Here is a 13,721-nt window from a genome sequence, read left to right as displayed (position 1 = left end):
CCCCTGCCCCCGGACTCCGAAGGCTCTCTCGCCTCGCCTCGCGAAAGGGAACCGGCTCCACCATCAGTGACTCAAGATTCGTCCAACGTGCCCGAGGCCTTCCTGCGGCTGGCTCCGTTTCTGGTGGGCGCGGCGCGGCGGGGCGTGGTGGGCTCCAGCCGCTACGCCCGCACCTTGCGTGCGGCGGTGCACCGCGCTTCCGCCGACCCCGCGCACGGGCCGGTGCTGCTCTCGGGGGAGCCGGGGCTGGAGAAGGACAACCTGGCGGCCCTGATTCACCGTGGCTCCAGCCACCGCCGCCGCCTGATGGTTCGGCTGGATGGGGCGCTGCTGCGCGCCGATGGCAGTGACCTGTTCGGTGCCGCCGGCAGTGGCGGGCGCGGCTCGCTGCTGGAGGCCCTCGGCGATGGCGCCCTGCTGATCTGCCAGCTCGATCGGGTCGATCCCGTCCTGCAGCCCGCGCTGCTGCAACTGGCCCGTGACGGCAGCTGGCAAGCGCCGGGGGAGCCGCCCCAGGGCCAGGCTGGCGCGCAGCATCACTTCGCCGGGCGGGTGTTCTTCACCGCCGAATCCGCTCTGCCGGCCTTTGATCGGGTCTGCAGCCGCATCCGGGTGCCGGCGCTGCGGGTGCGGCGCCAGGACCTGGGCGAATGGTTGCGCTACCTGCTGCGCCAGCAGAGCCGCCACCTGGGCTGGCCGCTGGCGCCGGCGGTGGGGGCGGAGGTGATCCGGCGGCTTCAGACCCACGACTTCCCGGGCAACATCCGCGAGCTCAAGCAGCTGGTGGAGCGGGCCCTGCGCCAGCTGCCTGTGCCGTCTGCCGATGCCGCCACCCAGCGCCCATTCCCGCAACTGCCTGAGGAGGTGTTCTGGCTGGCGCCACGTCAGCCGCGCTTGCGCTTCGATCTGTGGCGCTGGAAGCCCTCTCTGCGCGGCGCCATGCGGGCACCGCGCTTCTGGAACGCGCTGCTGTTCGGCGTGGTGAGCTGGGTGTTCGTGCTGGTGAACATCTGGCTGTGGGCCGGCCCCCAGGACCGCGCCCACAACGGTGGGTTGGTGCTGTTCTGGGCCTGGTGGTGGCCGCTGATCCTGATCGGCTACCCGCTGGTGGGGCGCCTGTGGTGCTCGTTCTGTCCGTTCATGGTGTGGGGGGAGATCGCCCAGCGGCTGGCCCGCGCCGTGGGCTGGCGTCCCGCCGCCTGGCCCCACGGCGACACCGACGTCTGGGCGGCGCCCTGCCTGGCGGCTGGCTTCGCGGCGATCCTGCTGTGGGAGGAGCTCAGCGGCATGGAAAACCAGGCCCGGCTGAGCAGCAGCCTGCTGTTGGTGATCACCGCCGGCGCCGTGATCTGCTCGGTGCTGTTCGAGAAGCGCTTCTGGTGCCGCTATCTGTGCCCGGTGGGGGGCATGAACGGCCTGTTCGCCAAGCTCTCCGTGCTGGAGCTGCGTGCCCAGGCCGGCGTCTGCGGGGGCAGCTGCACCAGCTACGCCTGCTTCAAAGGGGGGCCGGCGGAAGGCGAGGGGCTGGCCACGGCCGGCTGCCCGCTCGGCACCCATCCCGCCCACCTGGCCGACAACCGCAACTGCGTGCTCTGCCTCACCTGCGTCCAGGCCTGTCCGCACCGCTCGGTACAGCTCAGTGTGCGGCCCCCCGCCGCCGATCTGCAGCGCGACATGCGGCCGCCGGCGGGGGAAGCCGGCCTGATCCTGGTGCTGGCCGGTGGCGTGTGCCTGCACGTGTGGCAACGTCTGCTGGGCGGCCTGCCGCTGGCGCCCGCCAGCCTGCAGGAGGGTCCGCTGCTGCCCCGGCTCGCTTTTGCGGCTCTGGCTCTGGCGCTGCCGGCCGCGCTTTTCCTGCTGGTCCGGCTGGTGGCGACGCTGCGGGCCTCCGTGCCAGCTCCCGGTCTCCGCCTGTCGCTCTACGGCCTGCTGCCGCTGCTGTGGGCGCTCCTGCTGGCGCGCCATCTGCCGCTCGGCATGGCGGAGGCGGGGCTGGTGCTGCCGGTCAGCTTCCAGGCGCCGTTGCCGGCCTGGATCGCCGACCCCCACGTGATCGCCTTCTGTCAGAGCGTGGTGGTGCTGGTGGGCGCCGCAGGCTCACTGCTGCTGCTGCGCCGCTTGCTGACGCCGGGGCGGTTGTCGTTGTGGGGCGGCTCGCTGGCGTCGCTGCTGCTGGCGGCGGCGGGCCGCTGGCTGGTGGCGGTGGGCTGATGCACCGATCGTTGATCACTGATCACTCGGGCGCGGGCTGGTGGGCGCCAGCAGCGGAGCGCTATCCAAGCGCCGGATCGCCACCACCCCTGGCCTTGGTGGCCGCCCCGGCACCCCTGACGGCCAATTCGAGCCCAGCGGCACCCACCGCAACTGCTCGAAGGTGCGGCCATCGCGGTTCACGAGCGGATAGCCCTGGCCTTCGCGGGCTTCACCGGCCCTGGCGCCGTGCACTTCGCCAGGGTGCTGCACGGCAAGAAACAGGCTGGTTTCGGCGGCATCGAAACAGGGACCGCACAGCTCGCATTCCATCGGCCCTGTGGCGAACAGCAGCGCCTCCCCTGCTGCCGGGCCACTGCGGGGCAGCAGCCAGCAGCCGTTGTTGCCGAATTGCTGGATCTCACTGCCGCGGCCGGAATGGTCGGTGACCATCCAGAGGTTGCCGGCCCGATCGAAGGCGAGGTTGTCGGGGTTGGAGAAGCCGGCGCCGCCCTGCCATGGCGTGCCACCGGTGGCCGCCATGCTCCAGCGGAAACGGCTGCCCGCTTCGGGGCCGCCATCGCTGAGGCGCAGGATCCAGCCGTGCGGCCAGCTGGCTTCACCGGCCGGGCCACGGAAGATGGCGGGATCGGCGCGGCCGTCGTCATTGGCGCCGCCGGCAGTGAAGGCGACCAACAGGTCGCCGTTGAGCGGATCGAGATCGGTGTCCTCCGGCCGTGCGGAGGGCGTGGCGCCGGCGGCGCTGGCGGCCAGATGGGCATCGATCAGGATCGCCCCCATCCGCTGCTCCCCCTTGCCCGGGTAGAGGTCGCCGAGGGTGGGGAAGCGGCGGCGGTAGTCGGCCACCTGGGCATCGCTGCTGAAGCTTTCGGCGCCGGCCTGGCGCCGGTCGCTGTGGGGCAGCCGGCAGGCTTGCGACACACCGTGGCGTTCGAAGTGGCTGGGCAGCAGCGGGTCGACGGCGGTGGCCGGCGCCAGCGGAATCCACTGGCCGCTGCCGTCAGCGGCGAAGCGGGCCGCCTCCAGGCGGCCGTCCTCCAGCAGGCGAGAGTTGGCAGAGTCGGCCGCATCGCGGATCCGCCCTGCGCTCACGAAGCGATAGAGATGGCCGCCCATGCGGTCGCAGCCGGAATACACCACCAGCGGTTCACCCGCCTGCGCGCGCACCGCCACCGCCTCATGGCGGAAGCGCCCCAGCCAGCTGTGCTTCACGGCGGGCTGCTCAGGCCGCTGCGGATCCAGCTCCACCATCCAGCCGTACTTGTTGCCGGCCAGGGCGAAGGGATTGCCGAGGCCTTTCACGCGCTGTTCGCCGAACTGGAATGGCAGCTGGGCCGGCGACGAGGCGCTGCCATCGGCATACACCGCCTCCACCACCTGATCCTGGATGTTCTCCTCAGCGCTGAGCACGGTTCCCCAGGGGGTGACGCCACCGGCGCAGTTGGCGAAGGTGCCGATCACCCGATCGCCGAGCCCGTCGTCGTAGCCGAGGCGCTCGCGGGCTCGGAACACCACCGCCGCTGGCCCACTCACGCGCAGCAGGGCGGCCGGATCCTCCAGACCGCTGAGCCCATTGATGCGCCGGTCGTAGCGGCCCGGTTCGCGCCGCCAGCTGCCCTCGCCATCGCGGCGAAGAGCGATCACACCGACGCCTAGATCGCGCAGGGCTTCCGCCGCCAGCTGGCGGCACTGCCGCGCCAGGGGGTCGCTGGGATCGAGCGACGGCACGTCCACAGCCCCGCCCCGTTTCACCAGCGCCTGGATCACGGCGCGGCCGGGCAGCTCCGCACCGGTGGCTTCCTTGAAGCCTTCCAGCCAGGGCCGCGGGCTGATGTACTCGAAGTTGACCGTCAGCAAGGCCAGGCCATCGCCCAGCTCCCGCAGGGCCAGGTAATCGTTGTTGTAGCCAAAGCGGCCTGCGGCCACTGGCTCCCCCCACACCGCCACCAGCTCGGCGCGGTAGCCGTCCGGCACCACCAGCCGGTCATCGAGCGTGATCGTGCTGAACAGCCGCTCCTGCTCGGCGCCACTGAGCCCGGCCACCGGCAACGGCAGCGGGCCGGGCAGGGGCTTGAAGGGCAGTGCGTTCAGGGAGGGAGGCCGCCGCGCGGCCGTGCGGGAAAGGGCCTGGGCGGCCGGCGGGTTGGCCCCGCCAGAAGCGGCGGCAGCGGCAGCCGATACCCCCAGCAGGGCGAGCAGCTCGCGGCGGCGCAGGAGCGGATCAGCAGCCATGGGTCATGGCGATGCGCAGCGGGCGCACGCCCCAGATGCCATCGCAATACTGGCGGATGGCGCGGTCGGAGGAGAAGAAGCCACTGCGGGCGGTGTTCAGCAGCGACCGGCGTGTCCACAGGGCCGGCTGGCTCCAGGTGCGGCTCACCTGGTCCTGGCAGGCGAGATAGTCGTTGAAATCCGCCAGCAGAAAATAGGGATCGGCCCCCCGGATGGAGTCGACCAGGGGGCGAAACAGGTTGCCATCCCCTTCGCTGAAGTGGCCCGCGCTGATCAGATCCAACGCCTCGCGTGCCAATGGTATTGCCTCCAATCGGTCGTGGGGTTGACCTTTGGCGCGCAGCTCGGCGATCTGCTCGCTGGTGCGACCGAACAGGAAGAAGTTCTCGGCACCCACCTGATCGCGGATTTCGATGTTGGCCCCGTCAAGGGTGCCGATCGTGAGCGCACCGTTGAGAGTGAACTTCATGTTGCCCGTGCCGGAAGCCTCCAGGCCGGCGGTGGAGATCTGCTCGGAGAGATCGGCCGCTGGATACACCTTCTCCCCCAGCTTCACGTTGTAATCGGCCAGGAACACCACCTTCAGCAGCCCGTGAACATCGGGGTCGGCGTTGATCACACCAGCCACGCCGTGAATGAAGCGGATGATCAATTTCGCCATCGCATACCCCGGCGCTGCCTTGCCACCGAAGATCACGGTGCGCGGCACCATGCCATCGCTGTCGCCGCGTTTGAGCCGGAGGTATTGAGCCACGAGTTGCAGGGCATTGAGGTGCTGCCGCTTGTATTCGTGGATCCGCTTCACCTGCACGTCGAACAGGCTGGTCGGATCAATCACCTGCCCGGTTCGGGCCTCGATCAGAGCCGCCAGGCGCTCTTTGGCGGCGCGCTTCGCCCCGGCCCAGCGCTCCAGAAAGGCTGCATCGTTCTGCCAGGTTTCCAGCCGCTGCCAGAGCTCCGGTGCGGCAGGCCAGGCAGTTCCGAGCGCTTCGTCCAGCAGGGTCCCCAGGTCGGGATGGGCGAGGGCCAGCCAGCGACGCGGTGTCACCCCGTTGGTGACGTTGGTGAACCGCTCCGGCCAGAGGCGGGCAGCGTCGGGGAAGAGGCTGGTGCGCACCAACTCGCTGTGCAGGCCCGCCACGCCGTTGATTCTGTGGGCCGCCGCCACGGCCAGGTGGGCCATTCGCACCCGCTTGCCGTCCGTTTCATCGATGATCGACAGCCGCCGCAGCAGGTCGTTATCGCCCGGTTGGCGCAGCCGCACCTCCTGCAGATAGCGGTGGTTGATTTCCAGGATCACCTCCAGATGCCGTGGCAGCAGCGAGGCAAACAGGCCCAAATCCCAGCACTCTAGTGCCTCCGGCAGCAGGGTGTGATTGGTGAAGGCGATCGATCGGCTGGTGATCTCCCAGGCGACTTCCCAGCCCAGCCCATGCTCATCCACCAGCAACCGCATCAGCTCGGCCACGGCGATTGCGGGATGGGTGTCGTTGAGCTGAACGGCCCAGTGATCAGCGAACGCCTCGATCGGGATACCCCGCAGCACGAGGCTGCGCAGCATGTCCTGCAGGGAGCAGCTCACGAAGAAGGCCTGCTGCCGCAGCCGCAACCGCCGTCCGGCATCACTGCCGTCATTGGGATAGAGCACCTTGGAGATGGTTTCCGATCCCACCTTCTGCTCCACCGCGCCGTAGTAATCGCCGCGATTGAAGGCATGGAAATCGAAGTCTTCGGCGGCGCCGGCGCGCCAGAGCCGCAGCCGGTTGCAGCTGTTGACGCGAAAGCCCAGCACCGGCACGTCGTGGGGGATGCCGATGACCGCTTCAGCAGGCACCCAGCGATGCCGCAGTTCACCCCGTTCGTCGCGGACCTGTTCGGTGTGGCCGCCAAAACCCACCCTGCAGCTGCGCTCGGGTTGAATCAATTCCCAGGGCCAGCCTCCCTTCAGCCAGCCGTCGGTGATCTCCACCTGCCAGCCGTGCTCGATCAGCTGATCGAAAATGCCGAACTCGTAGCGAATGCCGTAGCCGGTGGCGGGGATTTCGAGGCTGGCCAGCGACTCCATGTAACAGGCCGCCAGGCGTCCGAGGCCGCCATTGCCCAGTCCAGGCTCCTCCTCCTCATCGAGCACCGTGTCCAGGTTGTTGATCCCGAAACGACGCAGGGCTTCCCTGGCCTGTTCAACGATGCCCAGCATCAGCAGGTTGTTGCCCAGTTGCGGCCCGATCAGGAACTCGGCCGAGAGGTAGGCCACCGCCTTGGGCCGCAGTCGCCGCAGCTCGTCCTTGTAAGCGAGGTGGCGGGTCATCAGCCGGTCGCGCACGGCATAGCTGAGCGCCATGTAGAGGTCGTGGTGGCTGGCCCCCCTGGCCTGCCGGCCCAGTGTGTAAAAGAGGTGCTCGGTCATGCCGTCGACCAGATCGGCGGCGCTCAGCCCGTTGCGTTGCGGGTCGCCGTAGCTAGCCGGCAGGGGCAGGTCGGCGCTGGAGGGCGCAAGTCCCGGCGTCTGCGATCCGGACATTGCTGACGGGCGTGGAACCCTTTCAAGCTGTCGGTAGCTGGTTAAGGGCTCTTCAACACACGGTTGAGCTTCGGAAGCCGTCACACTTCGCGGCCAGTCCCGCTGCTGCGCTGCTGCGCTGTCGCCTGGATCACGCCGGCGCGGCTGATGATCGCCGCGCTGCTGATGATGGATGTCCTCCCTGGCGGCGAGCGTGCGCGGCCCATCCGAGGACGATGACGCCGGGTGCACCGGACAGGCGACGGCGGTCGACTGCCGGGCCGGTCTGGTGCTGGTGTGTGGCCTCGGCTCGCTGGGCCAGGCCTGCCTGAGCCGCCTGCTGAGCTTCGATGTGCCCCTGGCGGGGCTCGATCTGGAACCGCCCAGCAGGCTCGATCCCTCCCTGCGGCAGCGGCTCGGCGCGGGGCTGCTGCAAGGCGACATGCGCCAGCCCGGCGACCTGCAGCGGGCCGGGCTGCACCAGGCGCGCGCCGTGCTGCTGCTCAGCTCCGATGGCTCGGTGAATGTGGAAGCGGCGCTGCAGTGCCGCCTGCTCAACCCCGACGCCACGATTGTGCTGCGATCCTCCAGCCGGCAGGCCAGCCTGGGAGCGCTGCTGGAAGCCCGCCTGCCCGGTCTGGCGGTGGTGGACCCGGCCTTGCTGGCCACCGGCGCGATCAGCGGCGCGTTGCGCCCGGGCGAAGCAGCCGCCAGCTTTGAAGCGGATGGCCAGCTGTATCACTTGGTGGAAGGGCCCCGCCAGGACCCTCACTGGCAGCGACCGGTGCAGCTCCCCGACCAGGCCGGGGGCGGTGGGAGCGATCTGCTGCTCACGCCGGGATCATTCCACCCGCTCGGGGTGGCGCCCACTGCCGCCGGCCAACACGCCGAAGCGGTGGCGGGAGTCACCGCCTTGCCACGGCGGCTGCTGGCGCCCCTCGCCCGCCGTTCACGGGCGCAGTGGCTGGCCGTGGGTGCTCTGGCCCTGCTGCTGGTGATCGGCCCACAGCTGTTTTCCCAGCCGGGCAGCTGGCGGCAGGGGATGTTCGTCACCCTTGCGCTGCTCAAGGGGGAATACGTGGATCCGGTCAACGTGCTGCTCGATGGCGGCGCAGGCCTGGCGGAGGCCAGCGGCTGGTTGATCACCGGCACGCTGCTCTATTCGTTGGTGGGCACCCTGCTCACGTCGGCGCTGGTGGCCGTGCTGCTGGAACGGCTGCTGCGTGATCGGCTCGTGCGCCGACGTCCTGCCCGGCTGCGGCGGGGGCTGCGGCCGGTGTTGCTGGTGGAAGGCGGCGACCTGGCGCGTGGCGTGGCGCACGCCCTCCAGCGCCAGAAGTTGCCGGTCGTGCGGGTGCAGCCGGGGGAGGACTGGGAGGACCAGAAGGCTGGCAGCCCCATCTACGAGAGCGTTGATGCGGCCCTGACCGCCCTCAGGGGAAGCAGGGTGTCGGCCGTGGGGCTGCTCTCTCCTGATCTGCTGGCGAATCTGGAAGCGGCGCTGGCGCTGCAGCGGCGCTGGCCCGAGGCACGCCTGGCTGTGCTTGCCCACGCCTTGGCAGCGGCGCCCAGGCTAGGAGAGTTGCTGGGCGGAGTCACGGTGATCTCGGCGGTGGACCTGGCCGCTGACGCCCTGGTGGCTACCGCCTTTGGGGAACGGGTGGAGGGGGTGGTGGGCATCGGCGGCCACCACCTGCTGCTGGTGCGCTACCGCATCGCGCCCGGCGACACCCTGCTCGGCCGCACCATCGCCCGCTTGGAGCACGGATATGGCGTCACTGCCGTGTCTCTGAGGCGCCGCGGCAGCGCCACGGTGATCGAGCTGCCGGCCTGTGATCTGGTGGTGGCAACGGGCGATGCGGTGTTGGTATTGGCCACGCTGAAAGCGTTGCGCAGGATCGAGCGCGGGGAGGCCGTGCCGCCAGCCTGGCGGTTACGGCTGCGCGTGCCTGATGGAGTAGAGGGGGAGGCGCGTTTCGAATGTCAGCAGTGTCTGGCCCGCTGGTTGGGCTGCGCGCCGGGAGAGACCACTGGGTTGCTCGCCCGAACCGAGGCTCTCACCCCGCTGCTCGACCGTGAGCCCGCCGAACGGCTGCACGCTGAGCTCCGTCGGTTGGGAATCTTCAGCCAGCTGGAAGGGCAGCTGCCAGGTCAGCGTCAGCTGGAACCCCAGCCGTAAGACCAGTGGGTGAACCGAGCAGCGCTTGATCAGGGCCCTTTCACGCCTGCGGCGATCGCCGCGCTGCCCTGGAGTGAGAGGGCGTAGCCGAGGAAGGCCTGGACGGCGGGGGCGGCCGGCTCCCGGTAGGCATAGAAGAGGGGACGCTTGAAGGGATAGTCCTGCGCTTCCGGGGTGATGCCGTCGATCGGCACCACGCGCACTGTCTGTTGATCAGCCACCTGGGCGTAAGTGGCGTAGCTGATGCCGTCCGTGCCGAGCAGGCGCAGCATCGGCGTGGTGGCGTCGCGCTCCATGGTGGTGATGGTGGGGCCACTGCCGAAGGGCTGCCCCTCCAGCACCAGGGCGCGGAAGGCCGAATGGGTGCCGCTGACGCTGGGGCGGTTCAACACCCGGATGGCCCGATTTGGGCCGCCGAGCGTGGCCCAGTTGATGATCTCGCCGCGGAAGATCTGCACCGCCTGACTGCGGGAGAGGCCACGGCGGAAGGGGTTGTCGATGCCCACCACCAGGGCGATCCGGTCGTCGGCCACCGGCACGGCTCTCAGGCCCCGCCCCTGCTCTTCAGAGGTCAGCGGCCGCGAGATCGCCGCCAGGGTCACGGAGCCGCCCAGCAGCGCCTGGATGCCGTTGTCGGTGCCCACTGCGGCGGTGGTGACCTCCGTGCCCGGAAACGCCGCCATGAAGCTGGCCTTGAGGGCTTCGTTGATCAGCACCATGCTGGTGGAGCCATCGATGCTGACGGCCGTGCCGGCCGGCACAGCGCTGGGCGGCGGGAAGGTGGCCGCCGCAGGCTCCTGGCCCGGCAGACCGGGGAGCCCCTGCGGCAGGCTGGGCACCCCTTGCGGCAGGCCGGGCAGGGAAGGACGGGCACCCAGCAGGCCAAGGAGTTGGTTGCGGCCACCCCAGAGAGCACCGGCTGCGATCACCAGCAGCAGGATGTAAACGATCGGCGGCGGTCCGCTGCGTTTGCCGCTCGGTGTCTCACCGTTCATGGTTGCCTGTCTTCGAACTGGGGCAGGGGGGCAGCTTCAAGGGCCTGAAGCCGCTGGGTGACCTCCGCATCGAGCGAAAGCTGTTCCAGATCGGCCGTGAGCTTTTCCTGCGGATTTTCGCTGAGTTCGGCGAGGGCGGCGTTGCGCAGATTTCGACCCTCCACCGCGTTCCTTGCCTGCTCGAAGGAGGAGCGGGCGGAGCCGATGTCGAAGTCGTTGTTGACCTTGGCGATCGATTCCAGCGCGGCATTCACTTCCGCCAGATCCTTCATGTTCTGCATGTCGCTCTTGTAGTGCTCGAGCTTGAGGCGCTCCCGGTTGAGCTTGTCCTTGGAGGCGGTGACATAGGCCTCAGCCTGCTGCACCTGCTGCTCCAGGGCGGGCAACAGCTTCTCGATCTGGATGGCGCGGCCCATCGCCAGCTTGGCGCCGTCGATCTGCCCGGCCCGCTGGGCCAGCTGGGCCTGCTGCTCGTAGGTGCTGAGCTCGATCGTTTTCGTCTGGTACTTCTTCTTGGCCCGCTCATAGGCGCCCACCTGCATGGCCACCGCCTGGGCGAGTTTCTGCACGGATAGCTGCATCGACTGCAGGGATTCCTCCGCCACCGCCACCGCCACCTGGCCGCCGGATTCCACCGGCCGCCCCCACAGCCAGCGCCAGCTACCCACCACCACACGGCCGGCTCGATCGCCCATCAGCCAGTAGATCAGTCGCTTCACGGGAAGGTGCGCCGTCGCCCCAGCGTACGTAGCCCGTCCAGTGCGGCTCAGATCCCCTCGGCCCGCCTCGCTTCCGCCATCAGCCGCTCCAGCCGGGTCAGCACCGATTCATTGCTCATGCGGTTGTTGAGCCGCTCGGCCAGAAGCGGAAAGGCGAACGGCCCCGGACGCGGCGTGTGCTCCAGCCGCAGCTCGCTGGCCCGCAGTCGCGTGAGGGCGGCCTGCAGACGGCCCAGCTCCAGCTGCTCGTCGAGCACCTCACGGCGTGCCTGGGCCAGCAGGCGGTTGGCCGGCTCGTGCTGCTGGAACACATCGAACAGCAGGCTGGCACTGATCTGCAGTTGGCCGCCGGTTTTGTTCTGGCCAGGAAAGCCGTTCAGCACCAGCCCGCTCACCTGGGCGATCGCGCGGAAGCGGCGGCGGCACAACTCCGACAGGTTGATCGTGCGTTCCAGGTCGTCCTGCAGCCCCGCCGCTTCCAGCAGCGCGTCGCCGGCCTGCTCGAACAGCTCGGCGAAGGGATAGCCGCGCGGCGCCAGCAGCTCGAAGCCGTAGTCGTTCACTGACACCGTGATCGTGCCGGCCTGAAGCCGCGCCAGGCGGCCGGCCCAGAGGAAGCCGAGGCCCTCATGCACGAAGCGCCCTTCAAACGGATAGGCGTAGAGGTGGCTGCCTTCGCGGCTGCGGGTGATCTCCACCAGAAACTCATGCGCGCGTGGCAACGCCGACACCTCGTGCTGGCGGCGCAGCAGAGGCTCCAGGGCGCGCAGCTCGGGGGTGTCGAGCGTGGCGGCATCCTCGGGGTTGCGGCTGGCCGCCAGGGTCCGGGCGCAGCGGTCGACCTCCTGGCGCAGGTGTTCGCTGAGCAGATCGGAGAGGGCCATCTGCCCACCGGCCCAGGCCGGCACCAGGGTGCTCTTGCGGGTGCTGGCCTTGACCAGGGCGGTCATGTCGCGCAGGCGCACGAACTCCAGCTGGCGGCCGGCGAAAAAGAACACATCGCCCGGCTTGAGACGGCTGACGAACCCCTCCTCCACATGGCCGAGCGTGGCGCCCCGCACCACCTTCACCGTGATCGAACGGCTGGCAGTGATCGTGCCGATGTTGAGGCGGTGCAGCCGGGCGATGGCGGTCTCGCGCACCCGGTAACGGAAGGGAGCTTCTGCGTGGTCTTGCGTTTCACGCGTGCGTTCAGTCACCGCACCCGCCAGCGGGGTGCCTTCCACTGCCGTGGTTCCTGCTGGCGCCGCCAACGGCTCGCGTTCGAGCTTGCGGTAGCGGGGATAGGCGCCGAGGCAGTCGCCGCCGTGCTCGAGGAAGCGCAGGCACCAGTGCCAGTCGTCGTCGCTGAGCTGGCGGTAACTCCAGGCGCTGCGCACGCTGGCCAGCTCCTGTGCCGGCTCAAAGCCCGGCCCGCAGGCCAGGGTGGTGAGGTGCTGCAGCAGCACATCGAGGGGCGCCTGCGGCGGCCGGCGCCGTTCCACCAGCCCCGCCGCCAGCCCGCGCCGCATCGCGCTCACCTCCAGCAGCTCCAGGGCGTTGGTGGGCATGAACAGCACCTGGGAGGTGCCGCCGGGGCAATGGGCGGAGCGGCCGGCCCGCTGCAGCAGCCGCGCCAGGTTCTTGGCACTGCCGATCTGCACCACCCGCTCCACCGGCTGAAAGTCAACGCCCAGGTCGAGCGAGCTGGTGCACACCACCCAGCGGATCCCGCCTGTCTTCACCCCCGCTTCGATCGCCTCCCGTTCGGCCCGGTCGATCGAGCTGTGGTGCAGCGCCAGTGCCCCCTCCATTTCCGGGCAGGCATACCGCAGGCATTGATGCCACCGCTCCGACTGGTTGCGGGTGTTGGTGAACAGCAGCGTGGAGACGGCGGGATCGAGTGCCGCCACCAGCTCTTCATACATGCGTAGGCCCAGGTGACCCGCCCAGGGGAAGCCGTCGATCTGGTCGGGCAGCAGGCTGCGGATCTCGGTGTGGCGGCGCAGCTTGGCGGTGACGATCAACGGCGGCGGAGTCGCTGCCCCCACCGCCGCGCGCGCCGCCTCCTCCAGGTTGCCAATCGTGGCGCTGATCGCCCAGGTGCGCAGGCCCGGCCGGCGCTGGCGCAACCAGCTGAGGCACAACTCGCACTGGCTGCCGCGCTTGCTGCCCATCAGCTCGTGCCATTCATCCAGCACCACCGTTTCGAGGCCGCCGAACAGCTCGTCGGCCTTGGCCCCCGCCAGCAGCACCGACAGCGATTCCGGCGTGGTGATCAGGATCTGGGGCGGCTGGCGCAGCTGGCGGCTGCGCTCGGCGCTGGCGGTGTCGCCATTGCGGATGCCCACGCGCAGCGGCCAGCCCATCGCCTCGATCGGCGCGCGGATCGCCAGGGCCAGATCGCGGCTGAGCGCCCGCAGCGGCGTGAGATACAGCAGCCGGATGCCCGCACCTGGACGCGCCAGCATGCGGGCGATTGGACCCATCACGGCGGCGTAGGTCTTGCCGGCGCCGGTGGGCACCTGGATCAGCCCGTCGCGGCCCTCCAGATAGGCCTTCCAGCACTGGCGCTGAAACGGCATCGGCCGCCAGCCCTGGAGCTGGAACCAGTCTTCGATCGGGCGGAGCGGCGCGCCCCTGCGGCTGGCCAAGTCGCGCCGCCCGTCAGCTGGAGAGCACGGCCACCACCACGGCGGCGATCGCCAGGATCACGGCGCCGAGCACCACCCCGGCAGCAATGTTGCCCTTGCGGATCTCGCTGCGGTAGTCGATCGGCGAGAGGCGATCGAACAGCAGCAGGCCGCCGTAGATGAGGATGACGCCGAAGAACGTCCAGCCAACTGTCAGCAGCAACTGGAGCAGCGGTTTGACCATGACCACGTCACGCCTTCACCGTCAGGGTA

At 69.6% G+C, this 13,721-nt stretch carries 8 protein-coding genes; 2 read left to right on the top strand and 6 right to left on the bottom strand.

Annotated features, from left to right (window positions below):
* Positions 1 to 66 precede the first annotated feature (66 nt).
* On the top strand, positions 67 to 2,211 hold the full coding sequence (locus KBZ19_RS00455) for a 4Fe-4S binding protein (RefSeq protein WP_255099287.1): 2,145 nt from the start codon (positions 67 to 69) through the stop codon (positions 2,209 to 2,211).
* Between the two features lie 15 nt (positions 2,212 to 2,226).
* Here the strand turns inward: KBZ19_RS00455 and KBZ19_RS00450 are convergent, their stop codons facing one another.
* Positions 2,227 to 4,443: a PhoX family phosphatase gene (locus KBZ19_RS00450; RefSeq protein ID WP_255099285.1), complete on the bottom strand. Its 2,217-nt coding sequence runs from the start codon at positions 4,441 to 4,443 to the stop codon at positions 2,227 to 2,229.
* Positions 4,433 to 6,964: a glycogen/starch/alpha-glucan phosphorylase gene (locus KBZ19_RS00445; protein WP_255099284.1), complete on the bottom strand. Its 2,532-nt coding sequence runs from the start codon at positions 6,962 to 6,964 to the stop codon at positions 4,433 to 4,435. The genes KBZ19_RS00450 and KBZ19_RS00445 overlap by 11 nt, the downstream gene beginning before the upstream one ends.
* Positions 6,965 to 7,136: 172 nt before the next feature.
* On the opposite strand from KBZ19_RS00445, the gene KBZ19_RS00440 reads away from it, so the two are divergent.
* Positions 7,137 to 9,122, top strand: coding sequence for an NAD-binding protein (locus KBZ19_RS00440; RefSeq protein WP_255099282.1), 1,986 nt, complete (start codon positions 7,137 to 7,139; stop codon positions 9,120 to 9,122).
* Positions 9,123 to 9,151: 29 nt separating this feature from the next.
* Here the strand turns inward: KBZ19_RS00440 and KBZ19_RS00435 are convergent, their stop codons facing one another.
* The 4 genes from KBZ19_RS00435 to KBZ19_RS00420 all read right to left on the bottom strand — a co-directional run bounded on the left by KBZ19_RS00435 (position 9,152) and on the right by KBZ19_RS00420 (position 13,692).
* On the bottom strand, positions 9,152 to 10,117 hold the full coding sequence (locus KBZ19_RS00435; RefSeq protein WP_255099280.1) for a substrate-binding domain-containing protein: 966 nt from the start codon (positions 10,115 to 10,117) through the stop codon (positions 9,152 to 9,154).
* Positions 10,114 to 10,836 carry a PspA/IM30 family protein gene (locus KBZ19_RS00430; RefSeq protein WP_094510628.1) on the bottom strand — a complete coding sequence of 241 codons (723 nt, stop codon included), beginning with the start codon at positions 10,834 to 10,836 and terminating at the stop codon, positions 10,114 to 10,116. Before KBZ19_RS00430 ends, KBZ19_RS00435 begins: the two co-directional genes overlap by 4 nt.
* Positions 10,837 to 10,883: 47 nt before the next feature.
* A complete protein-coding gene (locus tag KBZ19_RS00425) occupies positions 10,884 to 13,400 on the bottom strand; it encodes a DEAD/DEAH box helicase (RefSeq protein ID WP_255100013.1) in 2,517 nt (838 codons plus the stop codon).
* An 82-nt stretch (positions 13,401 to 13,482) separates the two neighbouring features.
* Entirely contained in the window at positions 13,483 to 13,692 is a 210-nt protein-coding gene (locus KBZ19_RS00420; protein WP_094510627.1) for a DUF350 domain-containing protein, read from the bottom strand.
* Between the last annotated feature and the right edge of the window lie 29 nt (positions 13,693 to 13,721).

This window comes from Synechococcus sp. L2F, from assembly GCF_024345695.1.
Taxonomy (GTDB): Bacteria; Cyanobacteriota; Cyanobacteriia; order PCC-6307; family Cyanobiaceae; genus MW101C3.
This window is presented reverse-complemented; position numbering and strand designations above follow the sequence as displayed.